At 62.5% G+C, this 23,770-nt stretch carries 19 protein-coding genes and 2 tRNA genes; 5 read left to right on the plus strand and 16 right to left on the minus strand.

Annotation, left to right across the window (positions count from 1 at the left end; genetic code table 11):
• The first annotated feature begins 186 nt into the window (after positions 1-186).
• On the plus strand, positions 187-2,088 hold the full coding sequence (locus BT179_RS22115) for a potassium transporter Kup (protein ID WP_072387796.1): 1,902 nt from the start codon (positions 187-189) through the stop codon (positions 2,086-2,088).
• A 101-nt stretch (positions 2,089-2,189) separates the two neighbouring features.
• On the opposite strand, the gene BT179_RS22120 is transcribed toward BT179_RS22115, so the two are convergent.
• The 4 genes from BT179_RS22120 to BT179_RS22135 all read right to left on the minus strand — a co-directional run bounded on the left by BT179_RS22120 (position 2,190) and on the right by BT179_RS22135 (position 6,740).
• Positions 2,190-3,476: a virulence factor family protein gene (locus tag BT179_RS22120; protein WP_072387795.1), complete on the minus strand. Its 1,287-nt coding sequence runs from the start codon at positions 3,474-3,476 to the stop codon at positions 2,190-2,192.
• Complete coding sequence (mprF, locus tag BT179_RS22125) at positions 3,476-6,115, minus strand: bifunctional lysylphosphatidylglycerol flippase/synthetase MprF (protein ID WP_072387794.1); 2,640 nt, start codon at positions 6,113-6,115, stop codon at positions 3,476-3,478. Before mprF ends, BT179_RS22120 begins: the two co-directional genes overlap by 1 nt.
• Before the next feature lie 168 nt (positions 6,116-6,283).
• Positions 6,284-6,360, minus strand: a tRNA-Met gene (locus tag BT179_RS22130).
• 303 nt (positions 6,361-6,663) lie between these two features.
• Positions 6,664-6,740 (minus strand) — tRNA-Met (locus tag BT179_RS22135).
• 280 nt (positions 6,741-7,020) lie between these two features.
• On the opposite strand from BT179_RS22135, the gene dinB reads away from it, so the two are divergent.
• Positions 7,021-8,082, plus strand: a complete 1,062-nt coding sequence (gene dinB, locus BT179_RS22140; protein WP_072387793.1) for a DNA polymerase IV — start codon at positions 7,021-7,023, stop codon at positions 8,080-8,082.
• A 197-nt stretch (positions 8,083-8,279) separates the two neighbouring features.
• Here dinB and BT179_RS22145 read toward each other — a convergent pair whose 3' ends face one another.
• The 4 genes from BT179_RS22145 to BT179_RS22160 form a co-directional block, all read right to left on the minus strand.
• A complete protein-coding gene (locus BT179_RS22145) occupies positions 8,280-9,233 on the minus strand; it encodes a hypothetical protein (protein WP_072387791.1) in 954 nt (317 codons plus the stop codon).
• 17 nt (positions 9,234-9,250) lie between these two features.
• On the minus strand, positions 9,251-10,966 hold the full coding sequence (locus BT179_RS22150) for a proline--tRNA ligase (RefSeq protein ID WP_072387790.1): 1,716 nt from the start codon (positions 10,964-10,966) through the stop codon (positions 9,251-9,253).
• A gap of 129 nt (positions 10,967-11,095) precedes the next feature.
• Positions 11,096-12,655, minus strand: coding sequence for an AmpG family muropeptide MFS transporter (locus tag BT179_RS22155; protein WP_072387789.1), 1,560 nt, complete (start codon positions 12,653-12,655; stop codon positions 11,096-11,098).
• Positions 12,656-12,699: 44 nt separating this feature from the next.
• Positions 12,700-13,053 (minus strand): MGMT family protein, encoded by a 354-nt coding sequence (locus tag BT179_RS22160; protein WP_072387788.1) that lies wholly within the window; start codon positions 13,051-13,053, stop codon positions 12,700-12,702.
• Between the two features lie 158 nt (positions 13,054-13,211).
• Here BT179_RS22160 and BT179_RS22165 point away from each other — a divergent pair, with 158 nt between their 5' ends.
• Positions 13,212-14,219 carry a DUF481 domain-containing protein gene (locus tag BT179_RS22165; protein ID WP_072387787.1) on the plus strand — a complete coding sequence of 336 codons (1,008 nt, stop codon included), beginning with the start codon at positions 13,212-13,214 and terminating at the stop codon, positions 14,217-14,219.
• A 191-nt stretch (positions 14,220-14,410) separates the two neighbouring features.
• Here the strand turns inward: BT179_RS22165 and BT179_RS22170 are convergent, their stop codons facing one another.
• Positions 14,411-14,620, minus strand: coding sequence for a cold-shock protein (locus BT179_RS22170; protein WP_024780123.1), 210 nt, complete (start codon positions 14,618-14,620; stop codon positions 14,411-14,413).
• Positions 14,621-14,972: 352 nt separating this feature from the next.
• On the opposite strand from BT179_RS22170, the gene dcd reads away from it, so the two are divergent.
• Together dcd and BT179_RS22180 are read left to right on the plus strand one after the other, a co-directional pair.
• Entirely contained in the window at positions 14,973-15,539 is a 567-nt protein-coding gene (gene dcd, locus BT179_RS22175) for a dCTP deaminase (RefSeq protein ID WP_017126297.1), read from the plus strand.
• A 101-nt stretch (positions 15,540-15,640) separates the two neighbouring features.
• Complete coding sequence (locus BT179_RS22180; RefSeq protein WP_072387785.1) at positions 15,641-15,847, plus strand: hypothetical protein; 207 nt, start codon at positions 15,641-15,643, stop codon at positions 15,845-15,847.
• 37 nt (positions 15,848-15,884) lie between these two features.
• Here BT179_RS22180 and pdeM read toward each other — a convergent pair whose 3' ends face one another.
• The 7 genes from pdeM to BT179_RS22215 form a co-directional block, all read right to left on the minus strand.
• Positions 15,885-16,541, minus strand: a complete 657-nt coding sequence (gene pdeM / locus BT179_RS22185; RefSeq protein WP_072432212.1) for a ligase-associated DNA damage response endonuclease PdeM — start codon at positions 16,539-16,541, stop codon at positions 15,885-15,887.
• Positions 16,541-19,027 (minus strand): ligase-associated DNA damage response DEXH box helicase, encoded by a 2,487-nt coding sequence (locus tag BT179_RS22190; RefSeq protein WP_072432213.1) that lies wholly within the window; start codon positions 19,025-19,027, stop codon positions 16,541-16,543. Before BT179_RS22190 ends, pdeM begins: the two co-directional genes overlap by 1 nt.
• Before the next feature lie 239 nt (positions 19,028-19,266).
• Entirely contained in the window at positions 19,267-20,031 is a 765-nt protein-coding gene (locus BT179_RS22195; RefSeq protein WP_072387779.1) for an ABC transporter ATP-binding protein, read from the minus strand.
• A 13-nt stretch (positions 20,032-20,044) separates the two neighbouring features.
• Positions 20,045-21,163: a succinylglutamate desuccinylase/aspartoacylase family protein gene (locus BT179_RS22200; RefSeq protein ID WP_072387777.1), complete on the minus strand. Its 1,119-nt coding sequence runs from the start codon at positions 21,161-21,163 to the stop codon at positions 20,045-20,047.
• A gap of 11 nt (positions 21,164-21,174) precedes the next feature.
• On the minus strand, positions 21,175-21,885 hold the full coding sequence (locus tag BT179_RS22205) for an ABC transporter permease (RefSeq protein ID WP_072387775.1): 711 nt from the start codon (positions 21,883-21,885) through the stop codon (positions 21,175-21,177).
• A complete protein-coding gene (locus BT179_RS22210) occupies positions 21,882-22,610 on the minus strand; it encodes an ABC transporter permease (protein ID WP_072387773.1) in 729 nt (242 codons plus the stop codon). The genes BT179_RS22205 and BT179_RS22210 overlap by 4 nt, the downstream gene beginning before the upstream one ends.
• A gap of 57 nt (positions 22,611-22,667) precedes the next feature.
• Positions 22,668-23,450 carry a transporter substrate-binding domain-containing protein gene (locus BT179_RS22215; RefSeq protein WP_072387771.1) on the minus strand — a complete coding sequence of 261 codons (783 nt, stop codon included), beginning with the start codon at positions 23,448-23,450 and terminating at the stop codon, positions 22,668-22,670.
• Positions 23,451-23,770 lie beyond the last annotated feature (320 nt).

Genomic DNA, 23,770 nt, shown 5'->3' on the forward strand with positions numbered 1-23,770 from the left:
GATGGACGCGTCACTTGACCAGCTTTATGCGGGGAAAAACGACGAGTGCTGCGCTATGCTTCGCGCCTTTGCGCTTTGCTGCTTTTTACAGTCAACTGAATACCTGTAACTAGATGTTGAGCGACGCATGGGCGTGACAAAACATGTTGCGTATAAGAAGGCGGTCTTGGGAATCAGGAGTATTGGATGGGGCAGGCAAGTAGTCAGGCGGTGGAGGCCGGGCATTCGGCCGCAAACCCGCTTAGCATGCTGGTCGCGGCGGTCGGAGTGGTTTATGGCGACATCGGCACGAGCCCGTTGTACACCCTCAAGGAAGTGTTTTCCGGTGCCTATGGCGTACCCGTCAACCATGACGGGGTGCTGGGGATCCTGTCGCTGATCTTCTGGTCGCTGATCTGGGTCGTGTCGATCAAGTACATGATGTTCGTCCTGCGTGCCGACAACCAGGGCGAGGGCGGCATCATGGCGCTCACCGCCCTGGCACGGCGGGCGGCGGGAAGCCGGGCCCGGCTGCGCACGTTGCTGGTGGTTTGCGGTCTGATCGGCGCCGCGCTGTTCTACGGCGACAGCATGATCACCCCGGCGATTTCCGTGCTCTCGGCCATCGAAGGCCTCGGGCTGGCGTTCGAGGGCATCGACCATTGGGTCGTGCCGCTGTCGCTGGTGGTGTTGGTCGCGCTGTTTCTGATCCAGCGCCATGGCACCGCGCGGATCGGCATCCTGTTCGGCCCGATCATGGTCATCTGGTTCGTGGTGCTCGGTGCGCTGGGCGTCTACGGCATCAGCCAGCAACCGGAAGTGCTGCTGGCGGTGAACCCGGCCTGGGCAGTGCGTTTCTTCGTGGTCCATCCAGGCATGGGCGTGGCGATCCTCGGTGCCGTGGTACTGGCGTTGACCGGTGCCGAAGCGCTTTACGCCGATATGGGCCATTTCGGCCGCAAGCCGATTGCCCGCGCCTGGTTTCTCCTGGTGTTGCCGGGCTTGATGCTCAACTATTTCGGCCAGGGCGCGTTGTTGCTGGGTGATCCCGAGGCGGCGCGCAACCCGTTCTATCTGCTGGCGCCGAGCTGGGCGTTGCTGCCGCTGGTGGGCCTGGCCACCCTGGCCACGGTGATCGCTTCGCAAGCGGTGATTTCCGGCGCGTTCTCCCTGACCCGTCAGGCCATCCAGCTGGGCTATATCCCGCGCATGTATATCCAGCACACTTCCAGCGCCGAACAGGGCCAGATCTACATCGGCGCGGTGAACTGGTCGTTGATGGTGGGTGTGGTGCTGCTGGTGCTGGGATTCGAATCGTCCGGCGCGCTGGCCTCGGCCTACGGCGTGGCGGTGACCGGCACCATGCTGATGACCACCATCCTGGTCTCGGCCGTGATCCTGTTGCTATGGAAATGGCCGCCTGTGCTGGCGATACCGGTACTGCTCGGTTTCCTGCTGGTGGATGGCCTGTATTTCGCGGCCAACGTGCCGAAGATCATCCAGGGCGGGGCTTTCCCCGTCATCGCCGGCATCGCCTTGTTCGTGCTGATGACCACCTGGAAGCGCGGCAAGCAGTTGCTGGTGGAGCGCCTGGACGAAGGTGCGCTGCCGTTGCCGATCTTCATCAGCAGCATCCGTGTGCAGCCACCGCATCGCGTGCAGGGTACCGCCGTGTTCCTGACGGCGCGCTCCGACGCCGTGCCCCATGCGCTGTTGCACAATCTGCTGCACAACCAGGTGCTGCACGAGCAAGTGGTATTGCTGACGGTGGTCTACGAAGACATCCCGCGAGTACCGCCGCAGCGGCGCTTCGAGGTCGATTCCTACGGCGAGGGTTTCTTCCGGGTGATCCTGCATTTCGGTTTCACCGATGAGCCGGACGTGCCGCAGGCGCTCAAGCTCTGCCACCTCGACGAGCTGGATTTCAGTCCGATGCGTACGACGTATTTCCTCAGCCGGGAAACGGTCATCGCTTCCAAGCTCGAAGGCATGGCTCGCTGGCGCGAGTTGCTGTTCGCCTTCATGCTGAAGAACGCCAACGGCAACCTGCGGTTCTTCAACCTGCCGTTGAACCGGGTGATCGAGTTGGGAACGCAGGTGGAGATGTAGGCGCGTATTCCAGTCGCCTGTCTGGACAAAGGCCCCTGTCGCGTGTAGCGGCAGGGGCCTTTTTTGTGGGCAAGGAAGTGAATTCCCGCCGCAGTGTCAGATCATTGCGCAGCGGCCTGCTGGCGCTTGTTGATCTCGTCCACCAGGCGCTTGGCCAGGGCCGGGTAGTTTTCGTCGAAGTGATGCCCGCCCGGCAGCTGGATGGCTTCACCTACCGCTGTCTTGTCGGTGCAGCCACTTTCGCCGGCTTCTTCGGCGCCATAGATGCACACCACTTTGCCGGCAGGCAACTTGGCCATTTCCGGGCCGGTGGCGGCTTCGGTGCCGGCGTTGCCCAGCCAGCCCTCGACTTCGATCTCGAAGCTGCCGGTGCGGGCGAAGGCCAGCAGGATGATCGCGTCGACCCGTTGCTGTTCGGTGGCCGGCAAGCGATTGTAGATCGCCGGCAGCACGTCGGCTCCGAAGGAGTAGCCAGTCAGGATGAAGCGCTTGGTGCCCCAGATCTGGCGGTAGTGCTGCATCAGTTCGGTCAGGTCCAGTGCGCTCTGTTCCGGGCTCTTGCGCTGCCAGTAGTAGCGCAGGGTGTCGATACCGACCACCGGATAGCCGATCCTGGCCATTTCATCGGCCACGTCACGATCCAGGTCACGCCAGCCGCCATCCCCGGAGAGGAACAGGGTCACGGTGTCCCGGGCCTGGCTGGCGGGCACTTCCACCACCGGAATGGCCAGGCCCCCCTTGCCCTTCTCGGCGCCCACCAGGATCTTGCGCAGCTCGTTGTTCAGCACTTGTGGCAAGGCGATGTCATAGTCGCTGATGCTGGTTTCGGCATTCGGTTGGTCCCGCACGAACCCGGCGCTGGTGTCATCGGGGTTATCGTTCCAGGCCACCAGCCAGTGGCCGTGGGCCGCGCTCTTGGGCAGCAGGTGGGTGCAGCCGGGTTTTTCCAGGGCCAGGTCCACCGAGACGGCCTTGGCCTTGTCATCCTTCTGCTCGGCCAGCCAGCGCCAGGCCAGCACGGCGCCAGGGCCGATGCCGCTGACCAGCGTCGCCGGTCCCTGGAGCTGCCTCAGGCCGGCTTGCAGGGCGCGTCCCTGCAACATGCAGTCCTTGGGCAGGATCACCTGGACGATCAGTGCCGAGCCGCTGCGGCTGAGTGTGCTCAGTTGAGTATCACTCAGCTTCTGCTCTTCATTGACCGCCACCAGGACCTGGGCACGCGGCTTGGTGCCGGGAACGACCCGGGTCATGGGCACGCCGTCGGCAGGCGTCAGTTGTTCAAGGGTAGGTTGCGGGGCGGGGCGGTTCCAGTACCAGTAACCACCCCCCAGGATCACCGCCAGCACCAGCAGGGCGGCCACTACATATCGCCAGGAGCGTTGCATCATCAGCGTTTCACCAGTCCAGTCAGGCCGCCCGCGATCAGGGCGGCGGTATCGGCCAGCGCCACCAGCGGATCGAGTCCGGCGGGCATGGCCATGTAACGAGGTTCCCAGTCAGGCTGGAACTTGTCTTTGAATCGGCGCAGCCCCTGGAAATTGTAGAGCTGCTCGCCACGGCGGAACACCATCGAGCCCAGGCGCTGGGTCAGCGGCGCGCCGCGACGTGGCTGCAGGCCCGACAGCGGGACCATGCCGAGGCTGAAGCGGGCGTAGCCATGGTTTTTGTAATGCTGGATCAGACCGACCATCATGAACTCCATGGTCAGCTTCGGCGCGTCGGGATGGGCACGCATCAGGTCGAGGCTGGCCAGCTCGTGACTGTGGGTTTCCAGCAGGTTGGCGAACGCCACCGGACGGCCCTCGAAGCGAATCACAGCGATGCGGAAGTGCTTGAGGTACTCGTCGCTGAAGCGGCCCAGGGAGAACCCTTTCTCGCGCACGTTCTTGCCGGTCAGCCAGGCATCGGAAATGACCTTGAGTTCATCCATCGGCGCCTGGCCCGGTTCGTGGATTTCCAGGGACAGGCCGTCCCGGGTGCCACGGTTCCAGGTGTAGCGCAGGTCCTTCATTTCCTTGCCCTTGGCCTCGAGGTCGAAACGCTTGAGGTCGATCCGGGCTTCTTCACCCAGCTTGATCGCCGTCAGGCCGATATCCATGTAGTACGGCAGGTTCTCGACCCGTACCTGGTAGAACACCGGGCGGGCGTGGTGGACATCGCACAGGTCACGGAACTGCCAGATCATTTCGGCCCGCTGCTGGGGCGGCCCGATCGGGTCATACAGCGCCACCAGGCTGCGGCCACGACGGGCATACATCAGGAAGGCTTCGTCGTTGGGATGGAACAGCAGCGCCTTGTCGCCGGTCAGGGCCAGGCCGCCGTCGGGTTGTGAAGAGGCCATCAGGATGGTCTTGGCGCGCTCCAGTTCTTGCGCCGTCGGCAAGTGGATCACTGGCCGCGCGGTGCGCAGCAGCCAGGTCAGCGAGACCACCACCAACAGCACCGCTGCCCCCAACAGCGAGCGCAGGCCGCGAGGCGCGTCGGCATCCAGGGTGAACTGCCACCACAGCTGATGACTGTAGGGAACGTCCTGGTAGGCGAACAGCAGCAGCCAGATCGACGCGCCGAGCACGCAGAGACTGGCGATCAGGAACAACGGCGAAAAGGGCAGCTCGGTGAGCCGGCTCGGACGGTAGAAGGAGCGCCGGAACACCGCCAGCAAGGCGGCCGTCAAGGTCAACAGCGTCGCTTCTTCCCAGTCGAACCCCTTGAGCAGCGAGAGCAGGGCACCCACCAGCAGCAAGACGGTGGTCAGCATCCAGGCGGCCGACAGGCGACGACGCAAGCCTTGGGCGAGCAACAGGCACAACACGCCCACCAGGCTGGCGCCGAAGTGGGACGCGTCCACCAGTCGGTGCGGGATCAGGAACCCGATATGCTCCAGGCGCGTATCGATCTCCGGCGTCACGCCGGAAAACAGCAGCACCACGCCAGACAGGAACACCAGCACCGCCAGGACCGGCGCCGCCAGGCCCGAGGCCGCCCGCAGGGTCTGGCGGGTCTGGAACAGTCGTTGTGCTTCGTTGATCAGCAACAATACGCAGGCCACCAGCATGGGCAGTAGCACGTAGATCAGGCGATACAGCAGCAGGGCGGCGGCCAGCGGTGCGGCTCCCAGCTTGTCGGCAAACGCGGCCAGCAGGATCGCTTCGAACACCCCGACGCCGCCCGGCACATGGCTCAGCACCCCGGCCGCCAATGCCAGCAGGTACACCAGCAGGAACGCGCCGAAGGGCGGCGCTTCGGGGAGCAACAGGTACAGCACCGTGGCCGCGGCCGCGACGTCCAGTGCCGTGATCACCAATTGCAGGAATGTCAGGCGTCGGCCCGGCAAGCGCAAGGTGCGGCGTCCGGCCCTGACCAGCAGGCTGTCCCGGTGAGGTTGCTCCGGCAGGCGCCGGCGATAGATACCCACCGCCAGGATGCCCATGAGCAGCAGTACCGCCACGGAGATCGCCGCCAACAGGGGAGCCGGAAGATGCAGCGCAGCGGAGGCGGCGGGCAGGTTGCTGAGGGTGGCCAGTGCCGCCAGTGGCGGTAGTGCGCAACCCAGGGACAGGCTGGCGAACAACGTCATGTGGGCGACATCCGCCGCTCCGAGGCCATGGCGGGCGTAAAGTCGGTAGCGCACCGAGCCCCCCGACAGCAGCGACAGGCCGATGGCATTGCCAATAGCGAATGCGGTGAAGCCGCCCAGGATCAATGTCTGCGGCGGCAGCGTCACGCCGGCATAACGGCTGGCGGACCATTCGTAGCCCAAGAGGATGATGAAGCCTGCGACCGTTGCTGCTACTGCCCCAAGCAGGGCGGGGCGAGGCACGTCGAGAATCGAATCGTGCAGTGCGTAAAGGTCGAGTTCGCTCAGGAGATGACGACAGGCGATCAGGGCGATCGCAAACAGCAGCAGCGTGACGGCGAGGCCGATAGGCTGTCGGTACTGACTGATCCGATCCAGCCAGCGCAATCGTTCGGCCTTGATCGGTTGTGTCGCGGAAACTGTATCTTGTGGGTCAGAGTGGGCGCGCATCAATCACCTCTTGAGCTATGCGCGACAGGATGGGGGTATCCAGCCAGGTTACCAATCCCTGCGGCAGAAAATAATTACAAAACTTTTGTAATGAAGCCGATTTTTACCAGACCTAAAAACAGCAGGCACAAAAAAGGCCACTCTTTCGAATGGCCTTTTTCAGACGTTTGGTTGCGGGAGCCGGATTTGAACCGACGACCTTCGGGTTATGAGCCCGACGAGCTACCAGGCTGCTCCATCCCGCGTCTGTGAGGCGGCATTCTACAGGCGAAAGCTTAGGTGTCAACCGTTAAAAGGTCGCGAGGTCAAATTAACGGCCAATCCGCCGTCGACGCGACTAAATGCGCGAAATCAAAAAGAATTGTCCTACAAGCCTGAAGGTCCGGGTCAGCCCATTCCCGACGGGGCGGGCTTGGCCACAGGGCAATGTCACGGCCTGCTGCCGTCTAAAGGTGAAGGGCTTATAGCAGGCGAGCCCGCTGCCAGGGGAAGACGAAACGATCGGGCACAAAAAAGGCCATTCTTTCGAATGGCCTTTTTCAGACGTTTGGTTGCGGGAGCCGGATTTGAACCGACGACCTTCGGGTTATGAGCCCGACGAGCTACCAGGCTGCTCCATCCCGCGTCTGTGAGGCGGCATTCTACAGAGGAACGATGGTCTGTCAACCCCTTGCCCTGAAAAAACTGTTCAGCTTCAAGCGCTTAGCCCTGTAGGAAAGCCATGTGACCGAGCTGTGACGCAGGCGTGGCAAGGGCTTGCGCTCTATCGCGCGCTTCGCCACGATTGAAGAAATGAATTTCTGCGACGTTCTTTTCGCTTATGAAAGATCTTGCAAACTACTGGTGCTATATACAGGTTCCGATGCGATACTGGCGGTCCGATCTATTCCACATCTCGTTTCGCTATGACGCAACGCAAAATCATCCACGTCGACTGTGACTGCTTCTATGCCGCCATCGAGATGCGCGATGACCCGCGACTGGCCGGCAAGCCCATGGCAGTCGGCGGCTCGGCGGATCGACGCGGCGTGATTGCGACCTGCAACTATGAAGCACGGGCCTATGGTGTGCGTTCGGCCATGTCGTCCGGCCATGCCTTGAAACTCTGTCCCGACCTGACCATCGTCAAGCCTCGGATGGACGCCTATCGGGAGGCGTCGAAGGAAATCCACACGATCTTCAGCGATTACACGGACCTGATCGAGCCCCTGTCCCTGGATGAGGCCTACCTGGACGTTTCCGCCAGTGCCCATTTCGGCGGCAGTGCCACCCGTATCGCTCAGGACATTCGTCGCAGGGTCTCCAATCAATTGCACATCACGGTGTCGGCCGGTGTTGCGCCAAACAAATTCCTCGCCAAGATCGCCAGCGACTGGAAGAAACCCAATGGCCTGTTCGTCATCACGCCGGATCAGGTGGAGGACTTCGTCTCGGCCCTGCCGGTCAGCAAGCTTCACGGCGTCGGCAAGGTCACCGCCGACAAACTGAACCGTCTCGGGATCGTCGATTGCCTGCAGTTGCGTCAGTGGGACAAGTTGGCGTTGGTGCGTGAGTTCGGCAGTTTCGGAGAGCGGCTCTGGAACCTGGCCCGTGGAATCGATGAGCGCCTGGTGCACAACGACAGTCGGCGACAGTCCATCAGCGTGGAGAACACCTACGATGTGGACCTGCCCGATCTGGCCAGCTGCCTCGACAAGCTGCCGGAGCTGATGCAGACCCTGAGTGGGCGCATGGCTCGCATCGACAGCAGCTATCGTCCCGGCAAGCCGTTCGTCAAAGTGAAATTCCATGACTTCACCCAGACCACCCTCGAACAGGCGGGGGCAGGGCGGGACCTGGGCAGTTATCAATCGCTCATGACCCAGGCATTCAATCGCGGTGGCAAGCCGGTACGGCTGTTGGGGATCGGGGTGCGGCTGGAGGACTTGCGGGGCGGGTACGAACAGTTGGAGTTGTTCGAGCGGTGAGGGCTCGCCAGGCGTTCCCTGTGGTAAGGGGATTCATCCCCGTTGGGCTGCGAAGCAGCCCCCAAGTAATGCATGCAATCCGTCTGATATACAGGGCTGTCAGGTTTTAGGGCTGCTTCGCAGCCCAGCGGGGCGTTGCGACGGTTTGCTTAATCCCCTCGCCACAGGGACTGCTTCGGATTCTTGGTGCTTTGGCTTCAATTGGCGCCCGGATCCGCCACCAGCCGCCCGCCGTCCTTGGTCAGGGCTTTGAGGAATTCAGTCTGCAATTCCGGATCATTGCGGGTCAGCTCGATCAGGCTCTGCTCCAGCTCGCTGGCTTCTTCTTCCAGGCCCAGCTCCGACAGGCGCTTGACCCGGTGGACCCACTGGCTCACTTCGTCGTCTTCCAGGTCGTCATAGATCAAGGCATGGGCTTCCACCAGCTTGCTGCGCAGGTTGCTGCTGATGCTCAGGGACGAATCGGTATGCACTTCGTCCAGGGTGTCCGTCACGCTGATCTGCAACTTGCCCAGATGGCTCGGGTCATGCTCGGCGAACGGGCTTTCCAGCAGGTTCAAGCGCAGCACACCGTTGCGGTCGGTGCTCAGCTCGAAGGTCTGCCGCGCAGCCTTGACCTGCACGGGGCGTTCGCTCCAGGGCAGGCTCGAATATTCGGTACGCTTGTCGCGCTGGACTTCGTCGATGCCGGCAAGGTTCTGTTGGGCGCGGCCATGGGATGGCGCGTTCATGAACGGATTGAGCCCGGCGACACCGTAGCTGATCCAGTCGTGGGTCGCGCTGTCAGGCACGTTGCCCAGGGTGAGCACATTGGCCACGTTCGCGCCGATGCCGGCCACTACCGCCACGGCGCCGAGGGGGATCTCGTAGATCTCCCGCCAGGGCTGGTAGGGCGTGTAGCGGTCGTAATGGCGCGTGACCTCGAACTCGGTGACCTCGAAGGTCTTCTGCTCGTTGATGCGTACCCGGCGCTGCGGCAGGTCGAGCACCTTGGGTTCGCCCACGTCGATCTGCAGGCTGTGATCGAGCAGTTTGCGCTCGACCCGCTCTTCGTGCTCGCTGCGTTGCGACATCTGGTTGGCGCAGCCGCTGACCAACAGGGCGCCGCACAATGCGGCGCCACCGAGGCCTAAGGTGTTTCGCTTGAACATGACGTCTCTATCTGGTGTCAGCGGCGGATACGAGCCTGGAGGAAAGAGAGCACGTCGGCGACCGGCAGCGCTTGCGGCTCGGCCTCGGTACGGCTCTTGTATTCCAGGTTGCCTTCGGCCAGGCCGCGATCACTGACGACGATCCGGTGCGGGATGCCGATCAGTTCCATGTCCGCGAACTTGATGCCGGGGCTGGTTTTCTTGTCGCGATCGTCCAGCAGCACTTCGAAGCCGGCGGCCGTCAGTTCGGCGTAGAGCTTGTCGGTGGCTTCGCGTACCAGGTCGGTCTCGTAGCGCAACGGCACCAGGGCGATCTGGAACGGCGCCAGGGCGTCGCTCCAGATGATGCCTTTCTCGTCGTTGTTCTGCTCGATGGCCGCCGCCACGACACGGGAGACGCCGATACCGTAGCAACCCATTTCCAGGGTGACCGGCTTGCCATTCTCGCCCAGCACTTCGCACTTCATCGCCTTGCTGTACTTGTTGCCCAGCTGGAAGATGTGCCCGACTTCGATGCCGCGCTTGATTTCCAGCACGCCCTTGCCGTCCGGGCTCGGGTCGCCCGCCACGACGTTGCGCAGGTCGGCGACGGTAGGAACGGGCAGGTCACGTTCCCAGTTCACGCCGAAATAGTGCTTGTCGTCGATGTTGGCGCCGATGGCGAAGTCGCTCATCAATGCCACCGAGCGGTCGATGATGATCGGCAGCGGCAGGTTCAGCGGGCCAAGGGAGCCGGCACCGGCGCCGATGGCATCGCGCAGCTCGGCGTCGGTGGCCATGACCAGCGGGCTGGCGACGCCTGGCTGGTTGGCGGCCTTGATTTCGTTCAGCTCATGGTCGCCACGGATGATCAGGGCGATCAGCTTGCCCTCTTCTTCGGCGCGGACGATCAGGGTCTTGATGGTGCGCTCGATGGGCAGGTTGTAGCCTTCCACCAGTTGGGCGATGGTCTTGGTGTTCGGGGTGTCCACCAGGCGCAGCTCTTCGCTCGGCGCGGGACGGAAGGTTTCCCGTGGCACGGCTTCGGCTTTCTCGATATTGGCGGCGTAGTCCGAGCCGTTGCTGAAGACGATGTCGTCTTCGCCGGATTCGGCCAGTACGTGGAACTCGTGGGAGCCCGCGCCGCCGATGGAGCCGTTGTCGGCCTCGACCGGCCGGAACTTCAGGCCCAGGCGGGTGAATACGTTGCAGTACGCCTGGTGCATGCGGTCGTAGGTGACCTGCAGCGATGCCAGGTCGGTATGGAACGAGTAGGCGTCCTTCATGATGAATTCGCGCCCGCGCATCAGGCCGAAACGTGGACGGATCTCGTCACGGAACTTGGTCTGGATCTGATACAGGTTGATGGGCAGCTGCTTGTAGCTGCTCAACTCGTTGCGCATCAGGTCGGTGATCACTTCCTCGTGAGTCGGGCCGGCGCAAAAGTCGCGACCGTGGCGGTCCTTGATGCGCAGCAACTCGGGGCCGTACTCTTCCCAGCGCCCGGACTCCTGCCACAACTCGGCCGGTTGGGTGCCCGGCATCAACACTTCCAGAGAGCCGGCGGCGTTCATTTCTTCACGCACGATGGCTTCCACCTTGCGCATGACTCGCAGGCCCATCGGCAGCCAGGTGTACAGGCCCGAAGCGAGTTTGCGGATCATGCCGGCACGCAGCATCAGTTGATGGCTGATCACGACGGCGTCGGAAGGCGTTTCTTTCTGTGTGGCGAGCAAAAATTGACTGGTGCGCATGGTTGGCCGTTGTCGGTTGCTGATGACTGGAGGTGACGGAGCATTGTACGGGCGAGATGCCCTGGCGTACAGGCGCGTGGCTGCTCCCCGGGTGCGAACGCCGGTTTCCCCGGCGGTTACTGAAGTTTCCTACGAATCTTCCGCGGGTCGGGTGGGTGCCGGCTCCACAGGCGTGGTTTCGCCCTGGCGACGGTTCTCCTGGAACCAGTGCAGGCCGATCAGCAGCAGGGTCGGCACACCCAGCAGGGCGGTGATCAGGAAGAAGTTATGGTAGCCGAACTTTTCCACCATCACCCCGGAATAGCCGCCGATCAAGCGTGGCAGCAACAGCATGATCGAGCTGAGCAAGGCGTACTGGGTGGCAGAGAATTTCAGGTTGGTCAGGCTCGACAGGTACGCCACGAATGCCGAGGTGGCGAGGCCCGAGCTGAAGTTGTCCAGCGAGATGGTCACCACCAGCATGTTCAGGTTGGGGCCCATGTCGGTGAGGATCAGGAACAGGATATTGGTGGCGGCCGAGGCGATGCCACCGATGAGCAGGATCGGCAGGATGCCGAAGCGCACGATCAGCAGGCCGCCCATGCCGGCGCCGACGAGGGTCATGATCAACCCGAAGATCTTGCTGACGCTGGCGATCTGGTCCTTGGTGAAGCCCTGGTCGATGTAGAACACGTTGGCCATGACGCCCATCACGGTGTCGGACATCCGGTACGTGGCGATCAGTCCGAGCAGCAGCAGCGCCTGCCAGCGATAGCGCAGGATGAAATCGTTGATGGGCGTCAGCACCGGCGCCAACCCGCGGCGCCCCATGGCCGACAGGCACATGGCGGTCAGGATGATGTAGAGGATGGCCCGCAGGAAGGCGCGATCTTCGAGCAGCAGGTCCAGCAGGCTCACCCCTTCGAACAGCACGCTGGCGAAATCGGTGTTGTAGAGCTGGGTGAACATGGCCGGGACCGATACCAGCAGCACGATGAGCACGAACACCGACGCCAGCTGGTGGACGAAGGTGTAGCGTCCGGCCTGCAGTTGCGTGCGCAACGGCACAGGCGGTTCGCGCATGAACAGCGAGGTGAGCAGGGCCGGCACCATCAGCACGCCGAACAACAGGTAGGTGCCGGCCCAGGCCGAGTGCTTGTAGCTGAAGCCGGTGGAGCCAAATCCTTCGGCGAAGAACAGGGCGCCCGCAGTGGCCAGCAACGCGGCGACCCGATAGCCGGACATGTAGCTGGCGGCCAGGGCAGCCTGGCGGGTGTCGTCGACGATCTCCAGGCGATAGGCGTCGACGGCGATGTCCTGGGTGGCCGAGGCGAAGGCCACGATCACCGCGATGGCGATCAACCAGGAGAGGTGTTTTTGCGGGTCGCAGAAACCCATGCCGATCAGGCCCAGGATCACCAGGCCCTGGGAGAGCACCAGCCAGGAACGGCGTCGCCCCAGTTTGCCCAGCAGTGGCAGGCGCCACTGGTCGAGCAGCGGCGACCAGACCCACTTGAAGGCGTATGCCAGGCCGATCAGGCTCGCGTAGCCGATGGTCTCGCGGGCCACGCCAGCCTCGCGCAACCAGACCGAAAGCGTGGAAAACACCAGCATGTAGGGCAAGCCGGCGGCGAAGCCAAGCAGCAACAGCACGAGCGTCGAGGGACTGGCATAGGCGGCGAGGGCGGCGCGCCAGGTTTTACGGGGCATGGGCTGAAGTCTGCCTCAAAAATTGCGAAAACAAAGCGCGCACTCTAACCGCTGTGCTCTACCGGGCGCCAGCCATGACGCCGAATATCAACACGATTGTTCAGGACACTGATGCCCTCCAGGCGCAGGCGTGCCCGCTGTTCGTCCCCTGAAGCGCTGCCCGCCGGCAGGCTGATCCGACCGCCGGCACCCAGCACCCGGTGCCAGGGCAGTCGGGTGTCCTCGGGCAACTGGCTGAGGGTTCGGCCGACCCAGCGGGCCGCACGGCCCAGGCCGGCCATTTCGGCGAGCTGACCATAGGTGACCACCTTGCCGGCCGGCACCTGCGCCAGGGTCAGGTAAAGAGTGGTGCGGCGGATTTGCGCGGCGTCTTCGGTGGCCGCTGGAAGATCAGTCACATTGGGTTTTCCTGAAAGAAGTGTCCGTCCGTAGATTAATTCCTACAGGACCGGTTGAGAAATGAACTCATTCCCCATACGCGGGTCAGTCGTTGCTGAGGTGTCATCCCGGGGGATAATGCCGCCTTTTCACCGAAAACTTGAGCCCATTATCGCTTATGTTGTCCAGAACCCTGTTATGCCTAGCTGTCACCAGCGCCTCCATGCCCTTGCTTGCCGATACCGTCTGGCTGAAGAACGGCGACAAGCTTAGCGGAAAGATCACCGTTTTCGATGGCGGCAAATTGCTGATCCAGACCGAGTATGCGGGTGCGGTCCCCATCGACTGGAACCAGGTCAAGACCCTTGAGAGCGACCAGCAGCTACTGGTCAAGCAGGACGCCTACTCCGGTGAAAAAGCCAAGGCCCTGCAAGCGGCCGACGACGGCAAGGTCACCCTGGCCAACGGTGACGAACCCAAGACGGTGGAATTGGCGAGTATCCAGCAGATTCTCAAGCCCAAGCCGGTGGTCGAAGACCTGGTGTGGAAGGGCAACATCGATGCCGCGCTGGATTATCAACGCGCGGAAAACGATACCGACGATTACGACATCGATTTCAAGACTTCGGCGCGCCATGGCCGATGGCGGCATACCGCCGAGGGCGAATACAACCGTGAATTCCAGGATGACGTGGTTTCGGCCGATAACTGGAGGCTGGAATATTCCCTGGACCGGTTCCTGACGGACAAGTGGTTCTGGCAGGGTCGCCTCAATTACAAGCGCGACAAGGTCGAAGACCTGGCCCGCCAGCGCGTGGTGGGTACCGGTCCGGGCTATCAGTTCTGGGATGACGAACTCGGGGCGTTCTCGCTGGGCTCGCTGTTGAACCGCACGGACTACGAGTACCGGGACGGCGGCAAGGACAATTTCTATTCCGTTGCCATGAAGTGGGACTACAACCGCTATCTCATAGGCAAGCGCGTCGAGTTCTTTACCAACGGCGAAGTGGGCAAGCCGCTGTCCGGGGTCGCGGAGTATGCCTATGACGCCGAGGTGGGGCTGCGCTACAAGGTCACCGACTGGGCATCGCTCAACCTCAAGGCCGAGAAGGATGTCATCGAGGGCACCGAGGACAGCGACCTGAGCAAGACCCGCTACACGGCCGGGTTTGGCGTGACCTGGTAATCCCGGGCCAGGGATAAACCCTGTGGGAGCGAGCCTGCTCGCGATAGCGGCAGATCAGCCATACCCAGGCTGACTGACAAATGGCTATCGCGAGCAGGCTCGCTCCCACAGTTTTTTTGTGCCTGGTTAAAGCAGGCAGGCATAAAAAAGCCCCGCTTTTGAGGGCGGGGCTTTTGCTGGATCAGGAACAGTTAGATAACTGTTACTTCTTCAGCTTGCATGCCTTTCTGGCCGCGGGTAGCGACGAAAGAAACCTGCTGGCCTTCTTTCAGGCTTTTGAAGCCGTCAGATTGGATGGCTTTGAAGTGTACGAACAGATCGTCACCGGATTGTGGGGTGATGAAGCCGAAGCCTTTTTCATCGTTGAACCACTTGACGGTACCGGTTTGGCGATTAGACATGGTGTAACTCCTTGGACAAAGATAACTGCGACTCAGGAAGAACCCTGGCCGAGACTGAGTGCAAAGAGCAGGAAAAATTCTTGTAGATGGTTGGATCGAAATTCAACATATCGTGTAGAGATTCTCAGTGACACAAGCAGCACAGTGACGCCACCTTAACCCTTTTTCCGTAACGTGCCAATGGTCTTTGCGAAGGTTTCTCGGTTTTAGTGACTGACGGCGCGCGCGATTGCCGGCAGGCCCCGTAAATCAAGGCGGATCGGCGAGATTTGCTCGCTGCACTTTGAACCCGTCCCGCGCCCCGGTAAGATGCCGGACAGTTTTTCTCCACCTCGCTATCAGGACACCCGCCATGAGCATCAAATCGGACAAGTGGATTCGCCGCATGGCGCAAGAGCACGGCATGATCGAGCCTTTCGTGGAGCGCCAGATGCGTGGCGAAGGCGCCGACCGGCTGATTTCCTTCGGTGTCTCCAGCTACGGCTACGACGTACGCTGCGCCGATGAGTTCAAGGTGTTCACCAACATCAATTCGGCCACTGTCGACCCGAAGAACTTCGACGAGAAGAGTTTCGTCGACATCAAGAGCGACGTCTGCATCATCCCGCCGAACTCCTTCGCCCTGGCACGCACGGTCGAGTACTTCCGCATCCCGCGCAACGTGTTGACCATCTGCCTGGGCAAGAGCACCTATGCCCGTTGCGGCATCATTGTCAACGTCACGCCGCTGGAACCGGAGTGGGAAGGGCACGTGACCCTGGAGTTTTCCAACACCACCACCCTGCCGGCGAAAATCTATGCCAACGAAGGCGTGGCGCAGATGCTGTTCCTCGAGTCCGATGAAGAGTGCGAAGTGTCCTACAAGGACCGTGGCGGCAAATACCAGGGTCAACGCGGTGTGACATTGCCGCGTACCTGATTCTGACGAGTTGTTGGAATTCCTGAGCGGGCAGACACTCTATCCAGATGTACTGCCCGTTTTTGCCTCAGCGCGACGGGCCTTCGCTCAGGAGTAGCTCTATGAAGATCGATCCGCGCATCAGTGCCGAACTGGCAAGGCTTGAGCCCAACCAGATTGGCGTCCTGGCTTGGTCCTTGCTGGCCCACCCTGTCGAAGCAGCGGGAGGCATACCCGGCCAACCCGATCCCGACACCCCCAACGAGCAACCCACCGAACCCGGCGAGCCGACCTTGCCGGACGAGCCGCCTCCCGCCCCTGTAGCCTGACGAAAGGCTGGCCCATCGATCGAACACCGGCAGTGTTTCAGTCGATGGGCCAGATTTCGTTGTCGCCGATCACGAATATCCGGCAGTCGTTGTCCTGCTCGATCCGATAACCCCCTGTGAACGCGCCAAAGGCGGGCAGCAGGCTGATCTCGCTGCCCAGGCGAAAACAGGCCAGGCGAAGGCGCTGGCGCCCCTTGCCACTGAGGTGGTAGACCGGGTGTACGTGCCCGGCCAGGACATGACGGCTCGGATGCGGCTCGGGCTCGTGCTGCACAGCGAAAGGGCCCAGCAGCAAAGGCTCCGGTACGACGCGAATGTTCAGCGCGGGCGGTGGGTCGCCGGCGCGCTTGTCGTGGTTGCCGCGAATCAGCGTGATCGCCAGGTGCGGATGTCGTTCACGCCATTGGGAAAGTGCCTTCAGGCTGCCCGGCGCATGGGATCCCGGGCCGTGGAGAAAATCCCCAAGGAAGATCAGTTGCCGGCACGGCAGGCTTGCCAGCAGCGAGTCCAGGGCCTCGATGTTGCTGGCGGTGGTGCCGTGTGGCACTGGCTGGCCGAGGCTGCGGTAGGCGGCGGCCTTGCCGAAATGGGCATCCGCCACCATCAGGGTTTCCTGGGCGGGCCAGTACAGGGCTTTCTGGGGCAACAGCCAGAGTTCTTCGCCGGCCAGATGGACAGGATACGGGGCGGGCATCAGCGATCACCCCGATCGGCGGTTTCTTCCAGCTCGCTGACCATCCGGCGGATCCGATCGGCCAGTTTTTCCGAACTCATGCTCTCCCTGAACCGCTCCACCAGCAACGGGAACCCCAGGGGAGTGGGGCGCTGGATGGCATGCAGGTCCAGTGTCAGGGTATCGAGGCGTTCCAAGGTCTGCTCCAGTCGACGTATATCCAGTTCTTCACGCAGGACCTCTTCCCCGGCCTGGGCCAGCAAGAGGTTATCGGCGTCGTATTGCTTGAACACCTGAAAGAACAACCCGCTGGACGCCTGGACCTGCCGGGTACTTTTGGGCGCGCCGGGGTAACCGGCGAATACCAGTCCGGCGATCCGGGCGATTTCACGAAAGCGCCGCAGGGCCAGTTCCCCGGCATTGAGACTGGCAAGCACGTCGGCCAGCAGGTTGTCCGTGCTCAGGAGTGCGCCATCGAGCTGTCGCGACCAATCCACCGCCGTGGCGCTGAGCAGTTCCAGGCCGTAATCGTTGACCGCGATGGAAAACGTCAGGGGTTGCCGCTGGCTGATGCGCCACGCCAGCAGGCTGGCAAGCCCCAGGTGCACCTGGCGTCCGGCGAACGGATACAGGAACAGATGCCAGCCTTCACGGGATTTCAGGGTCTCGGCCAGCAGCGTCTGCTGCGTGGGCAAGCCGGACCAGCGCTGCTGGGTCGACAGCAGCGGTTGCACTGCCTGCATTTCCGGCCCCTGGAAACGCCCCGCGGCGGCTTCGCTCAGGCGTGCCACCACGGCGGCGGCCAGTTCGCTGGAAAGTGGCATCCGCCCGCCGTTCCAGCGTGGCACGGCGGCCTTTTTCGCCTGGCTGCGACGTACATAGGCGGTCATGTCTTCGACTCGCACCAACTCCAGCAAGCGCCCGGCGAAGAGGAAACCGTCACCGGGACGCAGGCGGGCGATGAAGCCTTCCTCCACGCTGCCCAGGGTCTTGCCGCCTCCACCCTTGCTCCAGAATTTCAGTTGCAGGCTGGCGTCGCTGACGATGGTGCCGATGCTCATGCGATGACGCCGGGCCAGGCGTGCGTCGGGTACCCGCCAGACGCCCTGTTCGTCGGGCTCTACCCTTCGGTAGTCGGGGTAGGCTGTCAACGACAGGCCGCCATGGCGCACGAACGCCAGGGCCCAGGCCCATTCGGCTGCGTTCAGGTCGCGATAGGCCCAGGCACCCCGTACTTCCTCGAACAACGCCTCGGGAATGAAGCCGCCGCCCAGGGCCATGCTGACCAGATGTTGCACCAGGACATCCAGAGGCTTGTGGGGCGATTCCCGAGGTTCGATGCGCCGTTGCGCCACGGCATCCTGGGCGGCGGCCGCCTCGATCAGTTCCAGGCTGTGGGTCGGCACCAGGGTGACCCGCGAGGTCCGGCCCGGCGCGTGGCCGGAGCGTCCGGCTCGCTGCATCAGCCGTGCCACGCCCTTGGCCGAGCCGATCTGCAGCACCCGCTCCACCGGCAGGAAATCCACCCCCAGATCCAGGCTCGAGGTGCATACCACGGCCCTGAGCTGGCCGTCCTTCAGGGCCCGTTCGACCCAATCCCGGGTCTCGCGGGACAGCGAGCTGTGATGCAATGCGATCAGGCCGGCCCAGTCGGGCCTGGCTTCCAGCAAGGCCTGGTACCAGATCTCCGATTGGGCCCGGGTGTTGGTGAAGACCAGGCAACTGCTGCTGGCCTCGATTTCGGCGACGACCTGGGGCAGCATCTTCAGGCCGATGTGTCCGGCCCAGGGGAACCGTTCGAGGGCGGGAGGGATCAGCGTGTCGACTTGCAATGCCTTGGCGTTGGCTCCTTGCACGCTGACCCCGTTGCCTTGGGGAATCAATACCTGCTCGGCGTGGGCCTGGTTGCCGAGGGTGGCGGACACCCCCCAGACGATGAGTCCGGGGTGCCAGTGCCGCAAGCGCGCCAAAGCCAGCTGCAGCTGCACGCCGCGCTTGTTGCCGAGCAGCTCGTGCCATTCGTCCACTACGACCATGCGCAAGGTCGAGACGGCGGCTTGCGCATCGGCCCGGGCAAGCAGTAGGGTCAGGCTTTCAGGCGTGGTGATCAGCGCGGTAGGCAGGCGCCTGCCCTGGCGGGCCCGTTCGCTGGCGCTGGTGTCACCGGTGCGCAGTCCGACGCTCCAGTTGATCTGCAGCGGCGCCAGCGGCGCTTCGAGGGCCTTGCCGGTGTCGGCGGCCAGCGCCCGCATGGGCGTGATCCACAGGACGGTCAGCGGTTCGGCCGGTGGCTTGCGTTTGCGAGGTTTATCCGGCGGCGGTGCCGGATGGGCAAAACGATCGAGGGCGGCAAACCATACCGCGTAGGTCTTGCCCGCGCCGGTGCTGGCGTGCAGCAGCCCGCAGTCGCCTCGTTTTACCGCGGCCCATACCTGTTTCTGAAAGGCGAACGGCTTCCAGCCGCGGGCGCCGAACCACTGGTTTGCGAAATTGTTGGATGTCGCCATGCCTGCCGCGCGCGTCCTGAAAGTCCTTCTTCAGAGACCACGGCGGGCTATGAAAGGTTTTAAAGAACCCTGTGGCGAGGGATTCATCCCCGTTGGACTGCGAAGCAGCCCGAAAGCTAAGGAATGATTTGCCAGACGCACCGAGGCGATCGACTGAGGAGCAGCTGCGCAGCCCAAGGGGGATGAATCCCCTCGCCACAAGAGCGGTAGCTGGCCCCTCGATTCAGCTGTGCCGAGGGTTATTTCAGGTTGCCACTGAGGAACTGCTTGAGTCGTTCGCTCCTGGGATTGCCCAGCACGTCTTCCGGCGCGCCTTCTTCTTCCACCAGGCCCTGATGCAGGAACAGCACCTGGTTCGAGACCTTGCGGGCGAAGCTCATTTCATGGGTCACCATGATCATGGTCCGACCTTCTTCGGCCAGGCCCTGGATGACCTTCAGCACTTCACCCACCAACTCGGGGTCCAGGGCGGAAGTGGGTTCGTCGAACAGCATCACCTCCGGCTCCATCGCCAGGGCCCGGGCGATGGCCACCCGCTGTTGCTGGCCGCCGGAAAGAAACGCCGGGTATTGCTCGGCGACCCGCGCCGGCAGGCCAACCTTGTCGAGGTAGCGACGGGCACGGGCCTCGGCCTCCTGCTTGTCGACCCCCAGCACCCGGCGTGGCGCCATGGTGATGTTTTCCAGTACGGTCATGTGGCTCCACAGGTTGAAGTGCTGGAACACCATGGCCAGGCGCGTGCGGATGCGTTGCAGTTCGTTCGGGTCGGCCACGTGCATGCCGTGGTGATCCTTGACCATGCGGATCGATTGGCCGTCCAGGCTCATGGCGCCGTCGTTGGGTTGTTCCAGGAAGTTGATGCAGCGCAGGAAGGTGCTTTTCCCTGAACCGCTGGCGCCGATCAGGCTGATGACGTCGCCGGTCCTGGCCTTGAGGGAAACGCCTTTGAGCACCTGATGTTGGCCATAGCTTTTGTGCAGGCCTTCGATGGTCAGTTTGTACATGGAGCATGCATCCTCAAGGCGAAAGTAGGTAACCGCTGCGGTAGGCCTCGGTGCCGGCGACATGGGCGATCACCATGCCGGCGGTGGCCATGCGACGCAGGGAGCGGGCATACATCAGCCCGGCATTGCGGCAGTGGACGGGGGTGACGGTGTCGTTGACCGGGTCGATGATTTGCGCCACCAGTTGCCCGGCCTCCAGGTATTCGCCGGGCAGCGCGCTGTACACCAGCAGCCCGCCGACAGGCGTCGCCACCGGCTCGACGCCGGCCAGGGGCGTGGCCGGGTAAGGCAGGTCGGGCAAAGGCATCGGCTCGCCCTCGATGGCGCCGTAGCGGATCAGGTATTCGATCAGGGCCTGGCAGTCCAGGCTCGCGAGGCCGTGGTTGACGTCGCCCTGGCCGCGCAATTCGACGGTGACCGAAAAACTGCCCAGGGGAATCTCGAACCGGTCGCCGAAGCGCTCCTTGAGCTGCCACCAGAGCAGGGTGAAGCACTCGTCGAACGATTGGCCCCCCGAGTCGGTAGCCAGCAGGCAGGCCTCGGCGCCGATGTAGCGGGCCAGCGGCTCGACCTGGGGCCAGGCCTCGGGCGTGGTGTAGAGGTGGGCCACGGCTTCGAAGTCGCAATGCAGGTCCAGCACCATATCGGCGTCGCAGGCCAGCCGTTGCAGCACCAGGCGCAGGGATTGCAGTTGCGTACTGGCGGTCTGTCGGGCCAGGGCGTCGCGCAGGCTGGTGCGGATCAGCATCAGGTTGTGTTGTGGATCCTGGGTCAGCAGCTCTTCGATCTCGTTGCCGATTTCTTCGCTCAGGTCGACGAACCGGCGATTGAAGTTCTGCCCGCTCTCGAGCTCGTAGCGGCCCAGGGGTACGTCCATCAGCACTTGTTCCAGGCCGATGGGATTGGCCACCGGTACCAGGACGATTTCGTGGCGCAGGTGGCCGGAGGCTTCCAGTTCCGCCAGGCGTTGCTTGAGGTGCCAGGCCACCAGCATGCCGGGCAATTCGTCGGCGTGCAGGGATGACTGGATGTAGATTTTACCGGCGGCGTTTTCCGGGCCGAAGTGAAAGCTGTGGATCTTGCGTGCGGTCCCCGGCAGCGGGGCCAGCAGGTCATGAATCTGGTGGCGCATTTACGTGAACCTTAGTGAGTCGGGCCGAGGAAGGCCAGCCAACGACGTTCGGCGAGGCGGAAGAGTCCCACCAGTGCAAAGGTGACGCTCAGGTAGATCAACGCGGCGATCCCGAACGACTGGAAAGTCAGGAAGGTGGCCGAGTTGGCGTCCCGGGCGACTTTCAGTACGTCTGGAACGGTAGCGGTGAATGCCACCGTCGTCGAGTGCAGCATCAGGATCACTTCGTTGCTGTAGTAAGGCAGCGAGCGCCGCAGCGCCGACGGCATGATCACGTAGGCGTACAGTTTCCAGCCGGTCAGGCCATAGGCTTTGGCCGCTTCCACCTCGCCATGGTTCATGCTGCGAATCGCCCCGGCGAAGATTTCCGTGGTGTAGGCGCAGGTGTTCAGGGCGAAGGCCAGGATGGTGCAGTTCATCGCGTCCCGGAAGAAGCTGTCGAGCAACGGCTGGGCGCGCACCGCCGCGATGCTGTAGATGCCGGTGTAGCAGATCAGCAACTGGATATAGAGCGGTGTACCGCGGAACAGGTAGGTGTAGAACTGCACTGGCCAGCGCACGTAGAACCTGGGCGAGACCCGGGCGATGGACAGCGGGATGGACATCACGAAGCCGATCAGCAGCGAAGCGCTGAGCAACCACAAGGTCATCGCCAGGCCCGTGACGTTGACGCCGTCGCTGTAAAGGAACGGTCGCCAGTATTCCTGCAGGAGTTCGATCATCGCACGGCCTCCCGGGCTCCGGCGGCATAGCGACGTTCCAGCCAGCGCAGGATGACATTGGAGGCACTGGTGATCAGCAGATAGATCAGTGCCGCCAGTACCAGGAAGTAGAACAGCTGATAGGTGCTCTTGCCCGCGTCCTGGGCCGCCTTGACCAGGTCGGCCAGGCCGATGATCGACACCAGCGCGGTGGCCTTGAGCATCACCATCCAGTTATTGCCGATGCCCGGCAGGGCGAAGCGCATCATTTGCGGGAACACGACGAAACGGAAGCGCTGGCCACGCTTGAGGCCATAGGCCGTGGCCGCTTCGACCTGGCCCCGGGGAACCGCGAGGATCGCGCCGCGAAAGGTTTCGGTGAAGTACGCGCCATAGATGAAGCCCAGGGTGATGACCCCGGCGCCGAACGGGTTGATCTCGATGTATTCCCATTCCATGAAATCGGTGAAAGAGGTCAGCCAGGTTTGCAGGCTGTAGAAGATCAGCAGCATCAGCACCAGGTCCGGTACGCCGCGAATCAGCGTGGTGTAGAGCTGGGCTGGAATTCGCAGCAGTTTTAGGCGCGACAGCTTGGCGCTGGCGCCCAGCAGGCCGAGCAGGACACTCAGCAACAGGGACAAGGCCGCCAACTTGATGGTCATCCAGGTGCCTTGCATCAGCAGCGGGCCGAAACCCTGCAGGCTGAAGGCCGAGAGCCCCAGATTTTGTAGGAGTTGTTCGAACATGGAGAATGCCTTTGGCAGAAAAAAAGCGCCCGTCCGAGGCCGGACGGGCGCCGCGCATTATTTGCCGCTGTACAGATTCAGATCGCCAAAGTGTTTTTTCTGGATTTCGGCGTACTTGCCGTCATCGTGTAACGCTTTGATACCTTTGTCCAAAAGCGCCTTCAGCTCTTTGTTACCTTTCTTGATACCGATGGCGGTCTTGGACGGCAGCAGTTCGCTGTCCACCGGCTTGCTGACTTCATAGTCGACGCCCTTGGGCGATTTCAGGAAGCCCAGCTCGGCCTGGAGCATGTCCTGGATCGCGCCGTCGAGGCGGCCGGAGGTCAGGTCGGCGTAGACCTGGTCCTGGTTCTGGTAGGCCTGGGTCTTGACGCCGGCCTTGTCCAGCACGGCCTTGGCGTAGGCTTCCTGGATGGTGCCTTGCTCGTAGCCGATGGTCTTGCCCTTGAGCGAAGCGACGTCTTCACTCAGGCCCGAGCCTTTCTTAAACACGTAGGCCGTCGGGCCGGAGAACAGTTCGCTGGAGAAATCGATGACTTTTTCCCGGGCCGGGGTAACGGTCATGGAAGAAATCACGCCGTCGAACTTATTGGCCTTCAGGCCCGGGATCATGCCGTCGAAATCGCTTTCGACCCATTTGCATTTGACTTTCAGTTCCTCGCAGATCGCGTTGCCCAGGTCGATGTCGAAACCGACCAGGCTGCCATCGGCGGCCTTGGATTCAAACGGGGCGTAGGACGGGTCGACACCAAAACGCAGTTCCTTGTATTCCTTGGCCGTGGCGACGCCAGCAGCCATGCACAATGCCAGTGCAGAAAGGGTCAGCAGTGCTTTTTTCATTATCGAGTCCCTAGAACCAAAGGTGAGCGCTTGTGGCGCGTTAAGTGTTGTTACCGGCAATGGTGAGAACGGTAGACGGCAAAAAGATAGCAATTTCCGAACCAGAGTGGCGAACAGGCGTTTAAAAGCTTCGACGCGCCAGGATGCAAGGTGATGGTGCGCGAGGTGGCAGCGTACCGCAAAAAATGCACCAGGATGGATCGGACGTTGCCGGGGAATGCGCGGCAGGGGAGGAAAGTTATCCATGGTGATCCTGTCTCTGTGGCGGCGGGATAAATCCACTCGCCACACAGACGGGGCGGTCTTTCGTTTACTGACTG

Origin of the sequence: Pseudomonas sp. NFACC43, from assembly GCF_900119645.1 — a bacterium.
In the GTDB taxonomy this organism is placed as follows: Bacteria; Pseudomonadota; Gammaproteobacteria; order Pseudomonadales; family Pseudomonadaceae; genus Aquipseudomonas.

Bases quoted from the DNA above. Each gene is read 5' to 3' on its own strand.
- BT179_RS22115 (WP_072387796.1), top strand. From the start codon at position 187: ATGGGGCAGGCAAGTAGTCAGGCGGTGGAGGCCGGGCATTCGGCCGCA.
- BT179_RS22120 (WP_072387795.1), bottom strand. From the start codon at position 3,476: ATGATGCAACGCTCCTGGCGATATGTAGTGGCCGCCCTGCTGGTGCTG.
- mprF (WP_072387794.1), bottom strand. From the start codon at position 6,115: ATGCGCGCCCACTCTGACCCACAAGATACAGTTTCCGCGACACAACCG.
- dinB (WP_072387793.1), top strand. From the start codon at position 7,021: ATGACGCAACGCAAAATCATCCACGTCGACTGTGACTGCTTCTATGCC.
- BT179_RS22145 (WP_072387791.1), bottom strand. From the start codon at position 9,233: ATGTTCAAGCGAAACACCTTAGGCCTCGGTGGCGCCGCATTGTGCGGC.
- BT179_RS22150 (WP_072387790.1), bottom strand. From the start codon at position 10,966: ATGCGCACCAGTCAATTTTTGCTCGCCACACAGAAAGAAACGCCTTCC.
- BT179_RS22155 (WP_072387789.1), bottom strand. From the start codon at position 12,655: ATGCCCCGTAAAACCTGGCGCGCCGCCCTCGCCGCCTATGCCAGTCCC.
- BT179_RS22165 (WP_072387787.1), top strand. From the start codon at position 13,212: ATGTTGTCCAGAACCCTGTTATGCCTAGCTGTCACCAGCGCCTCCATG.
- BT179_RS22170 (WP_024780123.1), bottom strand. From the start codon at position 14,620: ATGTCTAATCGCCAAACCGGTACCGTCAAGTGGTTCAACGATGAAAAA.
- dcd (WP_017126297.1), top strand. From the start codon at position 14,973: ATGAGCATCAAATCGGACAAGTGGATTCGCCGCATGGCGCAAGAGCAC.
- BT179_RS22180 (WP_072387785.1), top strand. From the start codon at position 15,641: ATGAAGATCGATCCGCGCATCAGTGCCGAACTGGCAAGGCTTGAGCCC.
- pdeM (WP_072432212.1), bottom strand. From the start codon at position 16,541: ATGCCCGCCCCGTATCCTGTCCATCTGGCCGGCGAAGAACTCTGGCTG.
- BT179_RS22190 (WP_072432213.1), bottom strand. From the start codon at position 19,027: ATGGCGACATCCAACAATTTCGCAAACCAGTGGTTCGGCGCCCGCGGC.
- BT179_RS22195 (WP_072387779.1), bottom strand. From the start codon at position 20,031: ATGTACAAACTGACCATCGAAGGCCTGCACAAAAGCTATGGCCAACAT.
- BT179_RS22200 (WP_072387777.1), bottom strand. From the start codon at position 21,163: ATGCGCCACCAGATTCATGACCTGCTGGCCCCGCTGCCGGGGACCGCA.
- BT179_RS22205 (WP_072387775.1), bottom strand. From the start codon at position 21,885: ATGATCGAACTCCTGCAGGAATACTGGCGACCGTTCCTTTACAGCGAC.
- BT179_RS22210 (WP_072387773.1), bottom strand. From the start codon at position 22,610: ATGTTCGAACAACTCCTACAAAATCTGGGGCTCTCGGCCTTCAGCCTG.
- BT179_RS22215 (WP_072387771.1), bottom strand. From the start codon at position 23,450: ATGAAAAAAGCACTGCTGACCCTTTCTGCACTGGCATTGTGCATGGCT.